The sequence below is a fragment of the Methanosphaerula subterraneus genome, from assembly GCF_052055875.1.
Classification (GTDB): domain Archaea; phylum Halobacteriota; class Methanomicrobia; order Methanomicrobiales; family Methanospirillaceae; genus Methanosphaerula; species Methanosphaerula subterraneus.
Genome location: NZ_CP170508.1, coordinates 1,114,263 through 1,131,737, shown reverse-complemented (window position 1 = coordinate 1,131,737; position 17,475 = coordinate 1,114,263). Strand labels below are relative to the sequence as shown.

19 protein-coding genes are annotated in these 17,475 nt (G+C 48.3%); 14 read left to right on the top strand and 5 right to left on the bottom strand.

Annotation, left to right across the window (positions count from 1 at the left end; genetic code table 11):
- Positions 1-50: 50 nt before the first annotated feature.
- Together ACFKSJ_RS05350 and ACFKSJ_RS05345 are read right to left on the bottom strand one after the other, a co-directional pair.
- Positions 51-494, bottom strand: a complete 444-nt coding sequence (locus tag ACFKSJ_RS05350) for a hypothetical protein (RefSeq protein ID WP_440951224.1) — start codon at positions 492-494, stop codon at positions 51-53.
- 165 nt (positions 495-659) lie between these two features.
- Positions 660-1,742, bottom strand: coding sequence for a winged helix DNA-binding domain-containing protein (locus tag ACFKSJ_RS05345; RefSeq protein ID WP_440951223.1), 1,083 nt, complete (start codon positions 1,740-1,742; stop codon positions 660-662).
- 144 nt (positions 1,743-1,886) lie between these two features.
- Here ACFKSJ_RS05345 and ACFKSJ_RS05340 point away from each other — a divergent pair, with 144 nt between their 5' ends.
- Complete coding sequence (locus ACFKSJ_RS05340) at positions 1,887-2,255, top strand: VOC family protein (protein WP_440951222.1); 369 nt, start codon at positions 1,887-1,889, stop codon at positions 2,253-2,255.
- Positions 2,256-2,337: 82 nt separating this feature from the next.
- Here the strand turns inward: ACFKSJ_RS05340 and ACFKSJ_RS05335 are convergent, their stop codons facing one another.
- Both ACFKSJ_RS05335 and ACFKSJ_RS05330 read right to left on the bottom strand, forming a co-directional pair.
- Positions 2,338-3,396 (bottom strand): NAD(P)/FAD-dependent oxidoreductase, encoded by a 1,059-nt coding sequence (locus ACFKSJ_RS05335; protein WP_440951221.1) that lies wholly within the window; start codon positions 3,394-3,396, stop codon positions 2,338-2,340.
- Positions 3,393-4,337 carry a prenyltransferase gene (locus ACFKSJ_RS05330; protein WP_440951220.1) on the bottom strand — a complete coding sequence of 315 codons (945 nt, stop codon included), beginning with the start codon at positions 4,335-4,337 and terminating at the stop codon, positions 3,393-3,395. Before ACFKSJ_RS05330 ends, ACFKSJ_RS05335 begins: the two co-directional genes overlap by 4 nt.
- A 261-nt stretch (positions 4,338-4,598) precedes the next feature.
- On the opposite strand from ACFKSJ_RS05330, the gene ACFKSJ_RS05325 reads away from it, so the two are divergent.
- Positions 4,599-5,279 (top strand): phosphoribosyltransferase, encoded by a 681-nt coding sequence (locus tag ACFKSJ_RS05325; protein ID WP_440951219.1) that lies wholly within the window; start codon positions 4,599-4,601, stop codon positions 5,277-5,279.
- Positions 5,212-6,525, top strand: coding sequence for a hypothetical protein (locus tag ACFKSJ_RS05320; protein ID WP_440951218.1), 1,314 nt, complete (start codon positions 5,212-5,214; stop codon positions 6,523-6,525). The genes ACFKSJ_RS05325 and ACFKSJ_RS05320 overlap by 68 nt, the downstream gene beginning before the upstream one ends.
- 119 nt (positions 6,526-6,644) lie before the next feature.
- On the opposite strand, the gene ACFKSJ_RS05315 is transcribed toward ACFKSJ_RS05320, so the two are convergent.
- Positions 6,645-7,172, bottom strand: a complete 528-nt coding sequence (locus ACFKSJ_RS05315; protein ID WP_440951217.1) for a dihydrofolate reductase family protein — start codon at positions 7,170-7,172, stop codon at positions 6,645-6,647.
- A gap of 212 nt (positions 7,173-7,384) precedes the next feature.
- Between ACFKSJ_RS05315 and ACFKSJ_RS05310 the strand changes: the two genes are divergently transcribed.
- The 11 genes from ACFKSJ_RS05310 (at position 7,385) to ACFKSJ_RS05260 (ending at position 17,471) form a co-directional block, all read left to right on the top strand.
- Positions 7,385-7,747: a hypothetical protein gene (locus ACFKSJ_RS05310; RefSeq protein WP_440951216.1), complete on the top strand. Its 363-nt coding sequence runs from the start codon at positions 7,385-7,387 to the stop codon at positions 7,745-7,747.
- Between the two features lie 195 nt (positions 7,748-7,942).
- Positions 7,943-8,494 (top strand): TATA-box-binding protein, encoded by a 552-nt coding sequence (locus ACFKSJ_RS05305; RefSeq protein ID WP_440951215.1) that lies wholly within the window; start codon positions 7,943-7,945, stop codon positions 8,492-8,494.
- 173 nt (positions 8,495-8,667) lie between these two features.
- A complete protein-coding gene (locus tag ACFKSJ_RS05300) occupies positions 8,668-8,922 on the top strand; it encodes a hypothetical protein (RefSeq protein WP_440951214.1) in 255 nt (84 codons plus the stop codon).
- 61 nt (positions 8,923-8,983) lie between these two features.
- Positions 8,984-9,454, top strand: a complete 471-nt coding sequence (locus ACFKSJ_RS05295) for an N-acetyltransferase family protein (RefSeq protein WP_440951213.1) — start codon at positions 8,984-8,986, stop codon at positions 9,452-9,454.
- Positions 9,455-9,648: 194 nt separating this feature from the next.
- Positions 9,649-10,995, top strand: a complete 1,347-nt coding sequence (locus ACFKSJ_RS05290; protein ID WP_440951212.1) for a serpin family protein — start codon at positions 9,649-9,651, stop codon at positions 10,993-10,995.
- Between the two features lie 364 nt (positions 10,996-11,359).
- The gene (locus tag ACFKSJ_RS05285) at positions 11,360-12,769 is read left to right on the top strand and encodes a hypothetical protein (protein ID WP_440951211.1); all 1,410 of its coding nucleotides are present in this window, start codon (positions 11,360-11,362) and stop codon (positions 12,767-12,769) included.
- Positions 12,770-12,943: 174 nt separating this feature from the next.
- Positions 12,944-13,336 carry a holo-ACP synthase gene (gene acpS / locus ACFKSJ_RS05280; RefSeq protein ID WP_440951210.1) on the top strand — a complete coding sequence of 131 codons (393 nt, stop codon included), beginning with the start codon at positions 12,944-12,946 and terminating at the stop codon, positions 13,334-13,336.
- Positions 13,329-13,559: an acyl carrier protein gene (locus ACFKSJ_RS05275; RefSeq protein WP_440951209.1), complete on the top strand. Its 231-nt coding sequence runs from the start codon at positions 13,329-13,331 to the stop codon at positions 13,557-13,559. Before acpS ends, ACFKSJ_RS05275 begins: the two co-directional genes overlap by 8 nt.
- Positions 13,560-13,571: 12 nt before the next feature.
- Positions 13,572-15,059 (top strand): AMP-binding protein, encoded by a 1,488-nt coding sequence (locus ACFKSJ_RS05270; protein ID WP_440951208.1) that lies wholly within the window; start codon positions 13,572-13,574, stop codon positions 15,057-15,059.
- Positions 15,052-16,185 (top strand): LuxE/PaaK family acyltransferase, encoded by a 1,134-nt coding sequence (locus ACFKSJ_RS05265; protein ID WP_440951207.1) that lies wholly within the window; start codon positions 15,052-15,054, stop codon positions 16,183-16,185. Before ACFKSJ_RS05270 ends, ACFKSJ_RS05265 begins: the two co-directional genes overlap by 8 nt.
- Positions 16,182-17,471 (top strand): acyl-CoA reductase, encoded by a 1,290-nt coding sequence (locus tag ACFKSJ_RS05260; RefSeq protein WP_440951405.1) that lies wholly within the window; start codon positions 16,182-16,184, stop codon positions 17,469-17,471. Before ACFKSJ_RS05265 ends, ACFKSJ_RS05260 begins: the two co-directional genes overlap by 4 nt.
- Positions 17,472-17,475 lie beyond the last annotated feature (4 nt).

Genomic DNA, 17,475 nt, shown 5'->3' with positions numbered 1-17,475 from the left:
TGAGAGGTTTTCACCAGCGTCAAAAACTAAAAAAACGAAGGGAATCCGGTTCAGTTCTTCTGCCGGTTCAGGAGGATCAGGAAGGCCTTCGCATTCTCTCCGTCGTCGAGGAACCTGAGTTCCATCGTGTCCGGCCCCATCATCTCACCGGATGTGACGCCGGATTCGTGATCGACGATGGAAACCTGGTTGTCCGCAGTAATGATACCGGACATGTTCTCATACCTGATCTTCCCGTCAGCCAGGGTATATTCTTTCTTGCCGGCAAATGCGGATCCCCTCTGTTCTGTAATGTTGAACCGCGGCATACCCGTCTCGCGGAACCCGTCGACTTCGGTATGCCCGACCGCTGTCCCGGTCCAGATCCCGGTGAGGTTGGTTATGGCCGGGGTAGCAACATTTGATGTGCCGGCCGGGGTTGTTTGCGGAGCTGTCGTGCACCCGCAGGTAAGCACGGCAAGGACGATGACAACGAGCGTACACGCGATCTTCATTCGCCGGAATAGGAGCATGGAAGAATAGTAGCATGGGTGAGGATATAAATCCGGGAGATCTGGGATCGACGGGTGGGGTCTGTCCCGCTCACGATCCGGTTCCTGCGGTCGCGTCACCTGCGTCAGGCATTTCCTTCCCGATGAGCCGGCAGGCGATCCCCTGCTTCATGGTTTTTCTGCAAGGACCGCGGGGATACCGAAGAACTTCCCGTACCGGGAGACCTCTGATTCCACTGCTTCCTGCTCGTCATCGTTCAGTATCCGGAACGGGTTTACAATGATCTCGATCGATCTCTTCTTCAATGCCTTTTTCCAGGTGCCGGCCACCCGGCCGTTTATCACGATGACCGCCGTCAGGGCGTTCCCCCTGGCGATCATGCGCTCAATGTCGCGTGTTTCGCTGAAATCGCGCCTGTCTTTATAGGCGATCGTGTATTCGTCATAGAGTGACAGTAAAAAAGTGGAGGGTGAATCCCGGGCAGTCGTCTCTGCATGAGGGGAGAACCAGTAGGTCCTGCCGTCGAGTATCGCCTGCTCCAGCCCGGGTCCGATCCCCTCAAGGGCGTGTCTCGCATCTTTTTTTGGAAGTCCCGACCACCAGGAGAAGTCCTCCAGCTGGGCAGGTCCGTGACTGGCAAAATATTTTCGTGCGAGTCTCTCAAGGGCTTCTTCCCGGCGAAACCCTGTCGACTCCTTCACGCGTTCTTCTAAGAGAGCATAGGTGAATTGTCTTCCCCGCCGAGGTCCGCTGCAGATCAATCCGTCCAGCTCCGCCCACATCATGATGTGGGCCAGGCGCCGGAGATCGGTCTCGATCCCGATCTCCGCAAGAACTGTCTTCAACTCCAGCCTGGTGAGATGGGTGTGCCCCTCCAATGCTCTGGCGATCGCGGCATTGCTCTGTGCAAACAATGCGTCATCGAGCCCGAGCTTCCGATTGGAACCTGCCAGGAGAGATTTCACCCGTGGTGCTGTCAGTTCGAGCATCCATCTGAGATCCTCAGGCATGACAAAATGCCATGTCGGACGCATGACATGAGTTCGAAGGATTGTCCCGCCGTTGAAGGCCTGTTCGATGTCTGCATCGGTCGAGTTCTTCACCCGAAGCCCGAGCGCCCATTTTGCGGCAGCGAAGTCCTGTGCCTGGACTGCACCGAGGTGGTTCACGGCGTCACCTGGACGGTGAAACGGAGAATGGCGTAAGCCCGTGTTACGGAGGCGGCAGTTGAGCAGTTCTGAAACATTCATGGGTATCTCCGGCTCTCCCACTCTGTCGACCATTGCATCCGCCAATACCCGCCGGGTCTGCCGGCCCGGTGATCGTTTGAGACTCTCTGATCTGACATAACGTTTTTATTATCTTATCACTCTATGGTGGCTGGTGATGATCTGATGCCAACGATTGTTCATTTTGACGTACCCGCAGAAGATGTTGAGAGAGCGAAGATCTTCTATTCCGCGCTCTTGGGATGGAAATACGAGTCCTACCCTGAGATGCAGTACAACCTCATAACCACGACGAACCTGGATGGAACGCCGGGGGTCGGAGGCGGCATGGGAAAGCGGATGGAGCCCTCGCAGCGTATGCTCAATTATTTCGGGGTGTCCTCCATCGACGCAGCGATGAACCAGGTCAAGACCCTCGGGGGGAAGGTCCTTACAGAGAAGATGGCAGTGCCCGGGATGGGTTTCCTTGCCAACTGCATGGACACCGAGGGTAACATGTTCGGGCTCTGGCAGGAAGATCCCCAGGCCAAATAAGGGAGTCAGTACTCCCGGCGCACACCATCTTCTCCCTTTTTTGTTCATCCTTATTCCATCAGTTCAGGTCACGTCATCGCCGTTACCCCTGGTCGGGGCTGTCCATCCACCGGGAGAGGGTTCCGATCCGTTTGAACGCCTCGATCATGGGGAGCCCGATGCCCGAGCGACGGGCATTGCGGAAGAACCTCCACCGATCCCGGAGCCTCGGGCCGCTCGTTTCCTGTTTGGAGAGGAGATAATCGAGCGTCTCCCGCTCTTTTTTCATCCACCCGAACCGGGCCAGCACGGCCCGGGTATAGCCCGTGGGGTCCTCCCAGGAATCCACAAGCATTCGTGCACATTCAAGGGAGAAGATAATTCCTTCCCCGGTAAACGGTGCAACTGTCCCTATCGATTCTCCAACGCCAACGATCACCTGGGGAGCACCCTCTTCCCGGGTCTTTCTGATAAAGAACGGTGTCGAATAGTACGGGGAAGCGACCCGGACGACCGCCGTACACCTGCAGAGCGTGGTAAAAGAATGCTGCCCTGACAATTCCCGGTAAAACCGGTCCATAAGGATGCTGTGCCGGACAGGACCGATACCACCGGTGCCGATATGGTACTGCGTGTTCCCGAGGGGAAAAACCCACAGGTAACCGAGTCCTGGTATCTGGTTCCCGTAGATCCCTGCCTGCAGCGGTTCTTCGTAGGATTCCACGGCTACCCGATGCTGCAGCGTCGGCAGGGTGAGATCGGACCGGCAGGGCGGCAGGAAAGCCCTGGCGATCCCCGTCGCATCCACCACGATATCGTACTCCTCTGCCTCTCCAGGACCAAGGTTCTGCCGCTTTAACGGGAGACCGTCGGTGAGATCCCGGAGAAGCCGTGGTTTGTCGAGGGTGCAGAGGGGCGTTGTTGCCACGAGGCCGTCAAAATTTATCGAGGGCATGGGTTCGAGGAGGTACTCGTTCAGGGCGAGGCCGACTCTGGCGAGGTGGGTTTCAATGCCGACAGGCGCACCCCACCCACATGAACGGCATCCGCAGCCGGTGTCGTGGTTCATGCCGTCATAGAGATCCGCCGTGATTCCCTTCTGTCCGAGAAGCCTCGCCAGGTAGCCGCCGGCGATCCCGGCGCCTGCAACTGCAACCTTCATCCCTTTCCTCCGGATCCCACGAACATGACGGCAATCGCCACCGCATACACGATCGATGCACCGACCTGCTGCACCATCAGTCTGTTGGCTTTCGATTCGAAATCAGGAAAGATGGAGTACCGGGCGCGGGTGCAGAGTTGATCGACTCCTGCTCCGAGGGCTGTCGTGATGCCGGCGATGATGACCGTCGTAAGGACAATACTGTAAGCACGCTCGCTTCCCAGAATCCGGGCCAGGGGGGAGAGCATCAGGACCGCGACCAGAAGGGTGACGATACCGTATATCGTCGAGTGCGGCAGTCCCGGGTATCGTACGGAGGATGTATACTTTCTGCCGAGCTGATCGGACTTGACGTCCCTGCGCATCATCGACACCACAAAACAGGTCGCGATCAGTCCATGCAGCAGCGACAGGATGAAGGCAAGCAGCGAGAAGATGCCGGTTCCGGCATAGACAACGGTCACCGTAACGCTGACCACCAGCCAGGGGAAGATGTACCATTCGGTGAACGGCTTGTGAGCGTATGCGAAGCGGGGATGATTGTACCAATAATTGAAAAAAAAGCCGAGTGCTACCAGCAGCGGAATAACTATCCGCTGTGCGGTAAGGTAAGCAGCAAGGACCACGACCAGGACGGTAATAATCGCAGACATCTTCCTGTAGTCGCCCACGGTCGCCCATCCGAAGACCAGGGGCCGGTCCCGCCCGGTCTCCCTGCTCTTCTCCTGCCGGTCGATCTCCAGGTCCATGATGTCGTTCCAGAGGTGGGCATCGATGTGGATGAGCAGGGCTGTCATTGAAGCGATAACGAACAGGGTCCAGTCAGAACCGGAAAACCCCGCCTCCCACAGGGTCACCACAGACCCAATCACGATGGCGCATACGGTAAAGGGAACCAGCCCCTCGATCCGCAGGACACGTCGGAAGGTACGGGGGTCCATGCTATCTCCCTCCACGAGGTACTGTCACGTCGATGACCGGTGAAACCTTCGGATTCAGCGGTGCTGTGGAGAGAACGGTCCTCGAGGCGATCATCAATTTTCGTGTTCCATTACATCCATGCCTTTTATAATGATATCCACGTCGCCTGCATTCCCCGCCAGTCTCATTCCTGAACTTCGGAATTTCCCGCTGGGACATTTCGAGGGCGGGATGAACCATCCCGCAACCCTTATGTGCGCAAAGATCCAGACCACCCCCTCATGGGAGACATAACCGACAATCCCCGGCTCCGGGAACGGACGTTTGTCTTTGAAGACCGGCATGATGCGGGACGACAGCTGGGGGCGCTCGTACAGACACTGCTGCCTGTCCGCGATCCGCTGGTCCTTGCCATTCCGGCAGGAGGCGTCCCGGTCGGCAGGGAGGTGGCGGCGGCGCTCGGCGCACCCCTGTCCCTTGCTGTCGTGAGAAAGATCCGGATCCCCGGCAGCACGGAATCGGGATTCGGGGCGGTCACCTGGGACGGCCAGGTCCTGATCAACGAACCGCTCCGGGCTGCGCTCGGCCTTTCAGCCGCGGAGGTGGATGCAGCGGTTGCAGAGACCCGTGCCAATGTCAGTGAACGGATTGCCCTCTTCACCAAGGGGATGCCGGCTCCGGTCATGGAAGGAAAGATCGTCATCCTGACCGACGACGGTCTCGCATCGGGGTTCACGATGCTGGCCGCGATCCAGGGGGTCAGCCGTCGGAACCCCGCCCGTCTCATCGTTGCCGTGCCCACCGCGTCCGCATCGTCAGCCGCACTCGTTTCCCGCCACGCGGACCACCTGGTCTGCCCGAACATCCGGTCGGGCCGGACGTTTGCGGTGGCCGATGCATACCGGGAGTGGTACGACCTGGACGATCGCGAGGTGCTGGAAGAACTGGCCGGTGTCCCCTGACTACCGTGCCCAGGCGGCGGTCGACGGGGCCGGGGGAACACTCTTTATAGCGGTACCGTATCTCTCGAACATGATGACCAGCACTGCAAACCAGGACCTGGCCTCTGCATTCATGCAGGACTTTGCAGGCACAACCGGGCTGAAGCCGATTGGAGTCCGACCCAGCCGGTACCTCTGGACCGATGCCTTCGCCGTATGCACCTATCTCGGGGTGTTCCTTACGACCGGTGAAGCCGAGTACCGCGAACTGGCCCTGCGGCTCGTCGACCAGGTGCACCATACCCTGGGCCGGCACCGGGACGATGATCGGCGGACCGGCTGGATCAGCGGTCTCCCTGCCAGGGAAGGCGAGGCGCACCCGACGGCGGGGGGGCTGCGGATCGGAAAATCCCTGCCCGAACGCGGACCGGGCGAGCGGTACGACGAGCAGCGGGAATGGGACCAGGACGGCCAGTATTATCATTACCTGACCAAGTGGATGCATGCCCTCACCCGAGCCGGCAGGGTCGCCGGCGATCCTGTGTACGGCAGATGGGCCGTCGAGCTCGCCCACGCCGCACAGAGCCGGTTCACGTACCTTCCCCCGCACGGCGGCCGGAGACGGATGTACTGGAAGATGAGCATCGACCTGACGCGTCCGCTGGTCCCGTCCATGGGCCAGCACGATCCCCTCGACGGGCTCGTCACCTGCCTGGAGGTGCAGATGGCCGCCGGGACGGATGCAGGGCCGGCGCAGCCCGTTCTGGCTGAGGAGATCGCTGAACTGGCCGATATCGGCCGCGACCTGCCTCTTGCCACTGCCGATCCCCTCGGCATCGGCGGCCTTCTCTTCGATGCGTTACGGATCGCCCTGCTGACGGTCCGGGGCGGTCCGGTCTATCCGGGTCTTCTGGAACGGGTCATCGGCTCGGCCCTGGCCGGGCTGGCGTCCTTTGCCGGCGACGGATCGCTCGACCTCCCTGCCGGCCGCCGGCTTGCGTTCCGCGAACTCGGTCTCTCGATCGGCCTCGCCGGGGTGGAGGAGATGTCGGTGTTGGTGGGGGAGAACCCGGACCGGTTCGACCGGGCCGGCCCCCTCTCCTCCCTCATGCAGGCGCTCGTGGAGTACGGGCCCCTCCGGGAGACCATCGAAGGGTTCTGGCTGGAGGATCGAAACCGCGAGTCCACAACCTGGACCGAACACCGGGAGATCAACACCGTCATGCTCGCGACCAGCCTGGCTCCGGACGGGTTCCTGGGGATCTGACCGCCCCTGAAGTGAATGATGATGGCAGACCTGGTATGCGGCAGGATTACGGATCGGGGATAACCGGCAGAGCGGCATGGATGCCTCGGTCTCCTCCTGACCCTCAGGTCTTTCGATCTTCAGGACTTTTGGACGTACAGCAGCTTCACGATTCCTGTACTGTACGGCGAGGCCTGTACGAGATGTAAGGATACTTCGCTCTGGAGTCCGGTGAATAATGGGATTCCTTCCCCCAGGAGCACCGGGACGATGAACAGGTGCATCTCGTCGATCAGTCCTTCATTGAGAAACCGGGATATCACCTGGCCGCCGCCTACAATATAGATATCTCTCTCCGATTCCCTCCGGATCTCCTGTACGAGCTCGGAGAGCGGACCGTGCCAGCGTTCTGTATCGGCTCCGGCCAGAGGCAGGGACCTGCTGGTGAGTATGTAGTTCTTCAGGCCGGTGAGGAGTCGTTCCGGGTTGGCGAGCGACTGCTCATACGTCCGGGCACCCATGATTGCCGTTCCCATGCTCCTGATAAAATCTCCATACCCGTAATCCTCGCCCCTGGCGTTGAACGGATCGAGCCAGGAGATATCGTCATCCTTCCGTGCGATGAACCCGTCGAGACTTGTTGCGATATAGACACAGACCTTTCCCATACGAGTCGGGTGAGGGGTGCCGGCTATTAAAATATAATCCAGAATCCGGCACGCGGGGTGCGGGGGCGGTGTTCCGGGTGGAAGAGTGATGTTACACCATGGCGCTGGAGTGGTGAATTGTTATTTTGGGCACCTGTGGTGGTTTTTACATGGCGAGACTCTGGAACACTTGACCGATAACACCTTGCGATCATCACACCTATCTGACTCTCATGCGTGAAGAAAAATCTCAGTCCCCTGAGGTTAAGCACTATGTTGATTCAGAATCTATCTCCGATGCCATTGATCTCGAGGTAATTTCCACGAGAATCTTTAAGGGAGGACCGGCACTCAACACCGTGTCATCTCTCCTGGTATACCGACAGGATCTCAACCTTACCTCTGAATCCATGGATTACGCTGCTCTGGTGATAACATCCATCGAAGAGAAAGAGGATGGATCGATTTCGGTCAATCCTCTCGCTCTTGCAGCCACCTCAATGGATCATCTCAGCCAGTTTTCCGGGATTGTTGAGTGGGTCCAGCTCCGGTTCCCTGCTCTGCCAGGTACCGAGCCGGCTCCTGATAGATGGTAACGATCGAGTGAATATTTTCGTTATCTTTATCGCGGGATATCGAGTCTCGGAAATACCCTTTTTCACGACATCTGAAGCAGGTGATCCCAACGTCGTAGCGGTTTTTCTTCGACATGGGTGAGAATTTTTACCCGGTAGGACTCTGGGAACACTTAACCGATAACACCTTGGGATCATCATACCCATCTAACCTTCATGAGTGAAGAAAAACCTCAGTCTCCTAAGATCGAGAATATCGTTGCTTCGGGATCTATTGCTGATTCTATCGATCTTGAGATGATCTCTGCTAAACTGGAAAACTGCGACCTCAATACAAAACGATTTCCTGGTGCAGTATTACGAATTCAAAACCCCAAAATCGCGGTACTCGTTTTTTCTTCTGGAAAGGTAGTAATAACTGGCGCCAGAAGCCCGGAGGCTTTAGTCCGTGGTCAGGCTATTCTCATCCAGACCATGAAAGAGGCCGGAGTAATCTGTCATGATACGCCTGATGTGGCCGTCACCAATATGGTCTGTTCGTATGACCTCGGAAAGTACATTAACCTGAATAAGGTAGTTATCACGCTGAACCTGGAAAATATCGAGTATGAACCTGAACAGTTTCCCGGGTTAGTATATCGTATATCAGATCCAAAGATTGTCGCTCTTCTCTTTTCATCAGGGAAAATAATTCTGACTGGGGGGAAAATTATGGAAGATATCGAGAGAGGAGTTGCATTCCTTGAACAGATGTTGGATAATATTTAATGATACTATCTGGCATGAAATCTCATTTCCCTTCGCTCTCTCACTCCATCACTCTACAAGAGTCCCTTTTTGAATCTTCATTCATTGGTGGATCAGTGGTTTGCTCACCCACAACACGTCATGGCACCACATGATTTTTACAATCTTTTCTCTTCACCCTGGCCCTCTCTGCGATGGAATTCACATCCTATGCTCTCTCATTCTTTTCAGATCCTGTTAGAGAGAGGTTTGAAAACATTCATAGGTCGTATATTTTACACATTATCGTGAAATGGGCATACCTATCGGAGGGTTATCCCACCCCCTCGAAGATCGAGAATATCGTCGCTTCAGGATCGATCGCTGACTCTATGGATCGTGAGGTGATTTTCACCGCCGTCGACAATGGTGAACTCAAAAAAAGTTCCCGGGGCGGCTCTCTCAGGTGAAAATCATAACTGATTGATAGGATGCAAAACATAATTCCTCTACATGGTAGCGTTTTATCCCGTGACGGAGAACGATCTCGATACAATCAAGGAAATCTATGATCATTACATTGTAAATTCAACTGCCACCTTTCACGGAGAGAAAATTTCCATCAAGGAACTGAAGGAATTTTTGTTTATCTCGCACCCGAAATATCCTTCATTTGTTATTAAGGAGAACGACGAGATCATCGGTTATTGCTTCCTGTCCCGATACAAAAAGCGACAGGCTTATGATAGATCTGCTGAGCTGAGCATTTATCTGAAGCCGGAATACACCGGCAAGGGTATCGGTGCAGTTGCCCTGCAGTATCTTGAGGATTCTGCAAAAAAGGCCGGAATACATGTCTTGGTTGGAACGCTGTCCGGTGAGAACCATGCAAGTATCCGGCTCTTTGAAAAGATGAATTATGTGAAATGCGCACACTTGAAAAATATCGGCGAAAAATTCGGAAAAATTCTGGATGTCGTCATGTATCAAAAAGAGATATAACGCTTCGTTCGCACTCCAAAATGCCCCCATTCGCGGATTTCATCGAGCCCCAAAACGCCGGAGCCGGCTGCATCCCCGCTCGCGACCGGCCGGCCCCCGGGCAGGGAGGAAACGTCGTCGACACTCATTTCGTTAACTGAAAATAACCCGCAGTCATCGCCAGTTATATTTCCTCATTTGATACACTGGTGACTATGAATCAAAAACTGGCCGGCATAGGGATTCTGGTCTCCCTTGTCATCGCCGCTCTCCTGATCTCAGGCTGCACCGACCAGGCGCAAAAGCCTGGGGTGAATGCTTCACCGACCAGTTCTCCGCAGGAAACACATGTCATAACTCCGGTTCCCGGAACAACAGATTCCGGGAATGCACAGCCGGCGGAGTCCGTTGCAGCGGCGAACAACCGGTTTGCGTCAGACCTGTACACGACCCTTGCCAAAAACCCTGACAACGCCGGGCATAACCTGTTCTACTCCCCGTTCTCCATCTCATCCGCACTCGCCATAACCGGGGAAGGGGCGAAGGGAAAGACCCGGGACGAGATCTTCTCGGTATTCCACCTCCCACAAAATGATACGGTCCGCCAGTCGGGCTTCGCCAGGATCAACGAGGGGTTCAATGCTACGGATACAGGGTATACCTTCCGGACGGTCAATGCACTCTGGGCAGAGAAGAGCTATCCCTTCCTCCCGGCATTTACCGATAGTGCCCGGAAGTACTACTCCGCTGACGTGACGAACCTCGATTTCAAAACTACTCCAGAGGAGTCCCGTGCAACGATCAACCGATGGGTCGAGGAGAAGACCGAGCATAAGATCCGCGATCTTCTGCCTTCCGGCAGTATCACTGCCCTGACACGGCTGGTTGTCACCAATGCCGTCTACTTCAAGGGGACGTGGAGCCGGCCCTTCGATGCAGCCCGGACGAAAGAGGCTGATTTCCGGACCGGAACCGGAACATCGGTACAGGTCCAGATGATGGAGAACACCGGTCCCGGAGCGAAATACCCGTATGCCGAGAACGCCGGCGTCCAGTATATCGAGCTGCCCTATGTCGATAACTCCACAAAAGCCCTGTCGATGATCGTTATCCTCCCGAAGGGCGACGACCTGAACCCCGCTGAGGCCGTCCTGAATGACAATAACCTGTCGGCCCTCCAGGGCTCTGCGAGATCCCAGCGTGTGAATCTTTCTCTCCCGAAGTTCCGGATGGAGACCGAATACCGTCTGCCCCAGACCCTGAGTGCAATGGGGATGCCCACGGCATTTACCGGGGGTGCAGCGGATCTTTCCGGTATGGACGGGACCACGAACCTTTTCATCAGCGATGTTATCCACAAGGCGTTCATCGATGTGAACGAGAACGGGACCGAGGCTGCTGCTGCGACTGCGGTTGTCGTGGATCTGGTCATGGCTCCTTCAGGTACGAGTCCGCCGGTGCCGGAGTTCAGGGCCGATCATCCGTTTGTTTTCCTGATTCAGGATAAGGAAACCGGAACCATCCTCTTCATCGGTCGGGTGGTAAACCCGGCCGGCTCCTGATTTTTGTAACGGGTTCCGATCACTTTCAAAATCTCCGGTAACTGAACGTTCCGGTTTCTCTTCTGTGCCGGCAGTTGCTCAACACCTCCCCGCTCACCGGTCCACGGCTGCACCTCCCCGCCAGCCCCGGCCAGTTCCTGGCCCCATCAGGAACGGGTAGGACCTGCCCCGGACCTGATGAAGGTCCGCATGGTGGTTTCTATCATAGTGTTCTTTTCCTGGGGGTATTCGAGTGTCTTTTTATATTGGGATGAGGATTTTGGTTAATAAGAATATCTGAATCTTTTACGGGTTTCAATGTCCACTCTTCAATGATCTGCAACAAAAAAGGAAGATATTATACTGGGTAAAATCACTTTTAGTAATGACCAATATAAAGATTATTTGTGACAGAAACATTCCTGAAATTCCGGAAAGTGATCTTAAAAATTTGGAAAACGATCTTAAAAATTTAGAAAAAACAGATCCTCATCTTACAGAAAGTGAAAAGGAAACTATAAAGGACTCTAAAATGAAGGTGCTATATCACCAATATCAAAAAGGAAGGACCTGTTTTTGGCGGAAAATAAAAAAATCTTATACAAAAACTGACTTGAATTTTGATTTTATTAGTATAGCCGATACATTATCCAAGTACTTTAAGGAAGATGCTACTTTAGTTGAAACTTCAACAAAATTTACTCCATTTTTACCAACTGAACTCTTCTCTCGAGAAAAGACGGATATAATAATTATTAATTGGGATGCAATTAACAATGATTCGATTTATGGTTCTGATAAAGCCTTTCAGTTTTTTAACAATTATAAATCTGCTTTGAATGAATGGGTAAAAATTGGTGGAATTTTAATCCTTGAATCACAATCTGTCGCATGGAATCTTGTGCAAGATTCCTATAATATATTTGATCAAAGCATTGTCACATCAACTAGACAAGGAAAAGATCTTAAAGGTATAACAGGTCTAGTGAATGAAGAATTGGCAGAATTTTATCCAATTTTATGTGGAATTAAAGATAAAAATATTGAGTTAATAAATAAAATACAGGACGATCATTGGTTTCCTAAAGTTGTTCCCGATGAACTTAGTGTTCACCCATTCATTCAAGCTTGTGATCACAAAGAGGATCGAAAGAGATTATATATGAGTTGGTTTGAGAGTTGTTCTGATCAGTGGGATCCGATAATATTTACTGGCGGCGATTATCCTCACCATGATAGAAAACCCATCATGTTGTGTAAGATTGTGGAAACTCCTCCAACAAAAGTAAGTGATTCCCATTATGGAGCCTATATCCTTACAACAATGTATTTAGGATCATCTGGTAATAAAAAGTTGATAGAAAACCTTTTGACTCTAAATGAGGATAAATTAGGAAAATATTATAAAAAAAGAGAAATGGATAATCAAATTAATGAAGCGAGAATATTAAAAGAACAAGAAGATGCGAGAATATTAAAAGAACAAGAAGATGCGAGAATATTAAAAGAACAAGAAGATGCGAGAATATTAAAAGAACAAGAAGATGCGAGAATATTAAAAGAGCAAGAAGATGCGAGAATATTAAAAGAACGAGAATTACAAATGCTCAAAATAGCAACAAAACGCCGCAATAATATTTATTTTTGGTCGGGATTTTTTTTGCTGATAGTTATTATTATTATTGTTTTTTATGAATTATATGGAAAAATAAATGATGGAATTCTCGCTGCATTGATAACTATTTCAGCAACAATAATGGTGGCAATAGCAGATAGAAAGAGGAAAGAAGGATAAAGAAGGAAAACTATTCAGTGAATTTGTAGAAGGAGGGACGACAATTAGCGATCGACGTTCACTTTTTTTTAAAATTCCCGAAAACTATGTGTAAATGGAAAGTGACCTTAATCGTCAAAATGGGAATCCCAACCAAACGATTTGAAAAATGCGATAAATCTGCGATAGAATGTAATGATGGCGAAGGAATTCCTCAACTTTGGTATAGGGGTCGATATAGAAAATATCGATCGATTTAATGCACATATCTCGCCAGTAAATGAGAAACTGCTGAATAAAATCTATACAAAAGCCGAGTTGGATTACTGTCATGCAACTCAAAATCCTGCATCACATCTGGCTGTAAGGTTTGCAGCAAAAGAAGCGACGATAAAAGCGTTGAATACCCTTGGCCGTCACAACATTGACTTTCGATATATCGAGATATTACATGACATCAATGGAGTGCCGAGGGTTAATCTTAAAATCGATAACTCGGATAGATATCTATCGAAGGTGAGTTTATCTCATTCAGAAGATACGGCAATTGCATTTGTTGTAATAATTGAGTTGAATGATGATGGATAACAATGAAAAAATAAAAAAAATATTTTGCGAAGTCCTAGGCCTAGCTGAATCTGATGTGAATGATGATACTGCATATAACTCCGTTAATCAATGGGATTCATTCGAACATTTGATTATGATATCAAAATTTGAAGAAGTGTATGGTATTGAGTTTGATACTGTGGATATTATAGCAATGAATACTTTTGCAAATGTGAAGACTATCGTGAATAAATACCTGTAAAAAAATTTAACAATGTCCAATTTTGCAAGTTATCTGCTTGAAAATTGTCAAAATCTTGACAAAGACTTCCTCTTAGGCACCAATGTGGGCATAAAATATAGAGAGCTAATTAAAAGCGTGAACTCTCTAGCAACATATATCTATAATAACTATGGTTCCGATAAAGAATTTTTATTATTATCTGAAAACAATCTATTCTTCATAATTTGCTATTTATCGATAATAAAAAGCGGTAATATCGCCGTGTTGGTTGAAACAAAAATTTCTGATAAAGATCTCATGAATATTTTGTCTCAGTGTAACTTCTCCAATTACTTTGTACAAAATGTGTTCAAGTCCCGATTTAATAAAAATATACTGGATGAGCAAACACTAAAATCTATACCCATTGTAGAGAATAACTTCACGATAAATAGGGACCTCGAGGATACTGCAATTATTATTTTTACCTCGGGAAGCACTGGTGAAAAAAAGGGTGTTGTGCTTTCAAATAAAAATTTAATCGCCAACACTGAGTCAATAATTTGTTATTTGAATCTCACGAGCAATGACAGAATGTGCCTCGTATTACCATTTTTTTATTGTTACGGTGCATCTCTACTACATACTCATCTTCGTGTAGGCGGGAGTATTTTTTTTAGTAACAATATTTTTCTTGGTTCTGTCATTAGCGAGATTGATAAATATGAGTGCACCGGATTTGCCGGTGTGCCTAGCACATATCAGATACTAATTAACAAAACTAATTTCTTAAAACAGGGTTTTCCAAGTTTAAGGTATTTCACACAAGCAGGAGGACATCTGGCGAATAAATTCCTTAAAATGATGGCCGACTCTTTCCCGGGGAAACAATTTTTTGTAATGTATGGTGCTACAGAAGCTACGGCAAGGCTTTCATACCTACCTCCTCATCTTTTAAAAGAAAAGATGGGGTCGATAGGTAAAGGTATACCGGGAGTATCGTTGGAAGTCGTTGATAGTTGGGACTGTCCAATAAAACCAGGAGAAGAAGGAGAGATTGCAGCGAGTGGCGATAACATAATGAAATGCTATTATAAGGATCCTGATGGGACGAGGGAAGTAATTAAAAATGGTAGGCTTTACACAGGTGATCTGGCTACAATTGATAATGATGGGTATATTTTCGTTACCGGTAGATCAAAAAACATTCTAAAACCTGCTGGTTACCGTATCTCTCCAAAAGAGATTGAAGACCTCATTATGACATTAGACTATGTATCTGGATGCGTTGCACTTGGATTACCTGATGATATCTTGGGTGAATCGGTAGTAGCTGTAGTTCAACCAATTAATGCAAATGTAGAAGAATTAAAAGATGAGATATTATCTCTGTGTAAGCGACTGTTGCCCTCATATAAAATACCAGCAACGGTTATCTTTATGAACAACTTCCCTCTAAATTCTTCAAACAAGATCGATCGCAATAAAATATTAGAATATATAACCTCGACAAAAATGGATTTGAATACCTATGGATGATATCCAGGCTTCACCCCAATTAATGGAACAAAAGTCTTTAGATAATTTACTGGGGTTGAGTCAATACTCTTTATCGGATGAAGAAAAGAATTTGATACTTTTAGAAATAATTAAAGTTCAACTGGTCAATACTCAAAATAATATATATATTAAAAATTTTTTTTCTAAACAAAAAATTGACATTGACCATATCGTAAGGTTAGAAGATGTACCCGCTCTGCCCGTACAGATGTTCAAATATTTTGAAATGGAAATATGTCCAAAAGAAGAAATTTCAAAAATTTTGAAATCTAGTGGAACTACAACAGGTATTCCAAGTAGAATCCCTTTGAGTAAAAACACAACGATAAATCAAACAAAGGCACTAATATCTATATTGGCCAGTTATTTAGGGCCGAAAAGAAGGTTATTTGTTGTTATTGACCACGAAGGAATTAATAGCCGAGGAATGGAATACTCCGCCCGTACCGCTGGAGTACGCGGTTTAAGTATATATGCAAAAAAGATCGTTTATCTTTTGAAAGAAGAAAACGGCGAGCTCAGGTTAAATTTGCAGGCTATACAGGATCTTATTGATAATCACGCTAATGAAGAAGTTTATGTTTTCGGCTATACGTATATAATTTGGTCCGTGTTTTATAAACAAATCATAAAAGAAAAAATTAATTTAAAATTTGCTGACGTAAAAATTTTCCATAGTGGTGGATGGAAAAAACTTACTGACCATACAGTGTCTAAAGAATTATTTACAAAGACTATTGCACGGCTATTCAATACAAAAGATGAAAAAATTTATGATTTCTATGGAATGACAGAACAACTGGGTATCATCTTTGTGGATTGTGAACATGGAAATAAACATGTTCCAAATTTTTCTCAAGTAATTATTCGCGACATCCTGACACTAGAGCCATGTAAAATCGGGGAGTCAGGTCTGATTGAAGTGATGAGTGTCTTATCTGATAGTTATTATTGTCAGGCAATTCTTACCGAAGATCTTGGTTGCCTGGTTGGTTTTGATGATTGTCCTTGCGGTCGAAAAGGAAGATACTTCAGATTCATTTCAAGAGTTGAAAAAGAAGAATTACGAGGCTGTGGTGACACCTTTGAGGAGTGTCAATTATGATAAATTGTTATCTCCTGGATGGAAAATTTGAGGAAACAACCTTCGATAACTTTGATGAAATATCCTCTTTAATAAATCGTAACCGAAGAGAACTTTATAACTTGAAGTTGGATGTAATCCTTGAATTTTTAACCAAACTCGGAAAGGAAATTATCCAAAATCAGGAAATTAACCACATTTCGGGTGTTTCCTACTTATCTCTGTGGTTAAGGAGAGAAAATTTAGAGAGAATTTGCAGGATTAATTATACGGATCTATCATATCTAGACAAATTTAAAGATAGCGAAAATTATTATGAGTTAAATGCACAACCTCGAGGTATAGTATGTCAATGGGTCTCAGGTGAAATTCCAACATTAGCGGTTCTCTCTCTGGTACTATCAATATTATCAAAAAACGGCAGTGTAGTTAAGATTGCTGAAGGAAATAAAAAAATAATGCTCTCAATATTAAAGTATTTGAATGACATTGTTGTTGAGCGTGATGGGGTCGTTCATTCTGGGAAAGAGATTATAAGATCGGTAGCAATAGTGTCTTTTGAAGGGCGAGATCCTGAGCTAAGTAAACAATTCTCGCTTATCGCAGATGTGAAGATTGTTTTCGGGGGATCGGAGGCAATCAAGGTAATTACCTCATTACCCCAAAAGGAATCGTGTGAAATTATTGTTTTTGGGCCAAAATATTCCTTTGGAGCATTTGATAGAGACTTTATCGAAAGTGATTATTTTGATAGGGCTATAGATAATGCAGTAAAAGATATCGTTATCTTTAACCAAATGGCATGCTCTTCCCCTCATGTATTTTTCTTCGAAAAGAGCAAATTTACACTTAAAGAAATTGCTGTTAAAATGAAATCTTCTTTTGAAAAACTACCCTCAAAACTAATATTCCAAACTCTCCCAAATGATACAGCAACTAATATAATAAATATCCGGGCAATATATCTCCTTTCGAATAATAAGGAGATTATACAATCCAATGATCTCAGTTGGACAATTTTACTGGATGATAATATTCGACTTGAAGATCCTATACAGGGAAAATGTGTGTTTATAAAAGAAGTGGATAAAATCGATGATACATTAGACCTCATCACACGAAAAATACAAGCCCTGGGTCTATGCGTGTTGAATGAGGATAAAAAAAAGAAATTTGCACGTGAAGCTGCATATAGGGGTGTGGATAGAATTATCAGCCCTGGAAAGATGCATGATTTTGATCAACCTTGGGATGGTATATTGTCGCTCAATCGACTTGTACGATGGGTGATTCTCAAAGATTCTTGAGATT

Coding starts and splice junctions, on each gene's coding strand:
- ACFKSJ_RS05350 (WP_440951224.1), bottom strand. CDS start 494: ATGAAGATCGCGTGTACGCTCGTTGTCATCGTCCTTGCCGTGCTTACC.
- ACFKSJ_RS05345 (WP_440951223.1), bottom strand. CDS start 1,742: ATGAATGTTTCAGAACTGCTCAACTGCCGCCTCCGTAACACGGGCTTA.
- ACFKSJ_RS05340 (WP_440951222.1), top strand. CDS start 1,887: ATGCCAACGATTGTTCATTTTGACGTACCCGCAGAAGATGTTGAGAGA.
- ACFKSJ_RS05335 (WP_440951221.1), bottom strand. CDS start 3,396: ATGAAGGTTGCAGTTGCAGGCGCCGGGATCGCCGGCGGCTACCTGGCG.
- ACFKSJ_RS05330 (WP_440951220.1), bottom strand. CDS start 4,337: ATGGACCCCCGTACCTTCCGACGTGTCCTGCGGATCGAGGGGCTGGTT.
- ACFKSJ_RS05325 (WP_440951219.1), top strand. CDS start 4,599: ATGGGAGACATAACCGACAATCCCCGGCTCCGGGAACGGACGTTTGTC.
- ACFKSJ_RS05320 (WP_440951218.1), top strand. CDS start 5,212: ATGCATACCGGGAGTGGTACGACCTGGACGATCGCGAGGTGCTGGAAG.
- ACFKSJ_RS05315 (WP_440951217.1), bottom strand. CDS start 7,172: ATGGGAAAGGTCTGTGTCTATATCGCAACAAGTCTCGACGGGTTCATC.
- ACFKSJ_RS05310 (WP_440951216.1), top strand. CDS start 7,385: ATGCGTGAAGAAAAATCTCAGTCCCCTGAGGTTAAGCACTATGTTGAT.
- ACFKSJ_RS05305 (WP_440951215.1), top strand. CDS start 7,943: ATGAGTGAAGAAAAACCTCAGTCTCCTAAGATCGAGAATATCGTTGCT.
- ACFKSJ_RS05300 (WP_440951214.1), top strand. CDS start 8,668: ATGGAATTCACATCCTATGCTCTCTCATTCTTTTCAGATCCTGTTAGA.
- ACFKSJ_RS05290 (WP_440951212.1), top strand. CDS start 9,649: ATGAATCAAAAACTGGCCGGCATAGGGATTCTGGTCTCCCTTGTCATC.
- ACFKSJ_RS05285 (WP_440951211.1), top strand. CDS start 11,360: ATGACCAATATAAAGATTATTTGTGACAGAAACATTCCTGAAATTCCG.
- acpS (WP_440951210.1), top strand. CDS start 12,944: ATGATGGCGAAGGAATTCCTCAACTTTGGTATAGGGGTCGATATAGAA.
- ACFKSJ_RS05275 (WP_440951209.1), top strand. CDS start 13,329: ATGGATAACAATGAAAAAATAAAAAAAATATTTTGCGAAGTCCTAGGC.
- ACFKSJ_RS05270 (WP_440951208.1), top strand. CDS start 13,572: ATGTCCAATTTTGCAAGTTATCTGCTTGAAAATTGTCAAAATCTTGAC.
- ACFKSJ_RS05265 (WP_440951207.1), top strand. CDS start 15,052: ATGGATGATATCCAGGCTTCACCCCAATTAATGGAACAAAAGTCTTTA.
- ACFKSJ_RS05260 (WP_440951405.1), top strand. CDS start 16,182: ATGATAAATTGTTATCTCCTGGATGGAAAATTTGAGGAAACAACCTTC.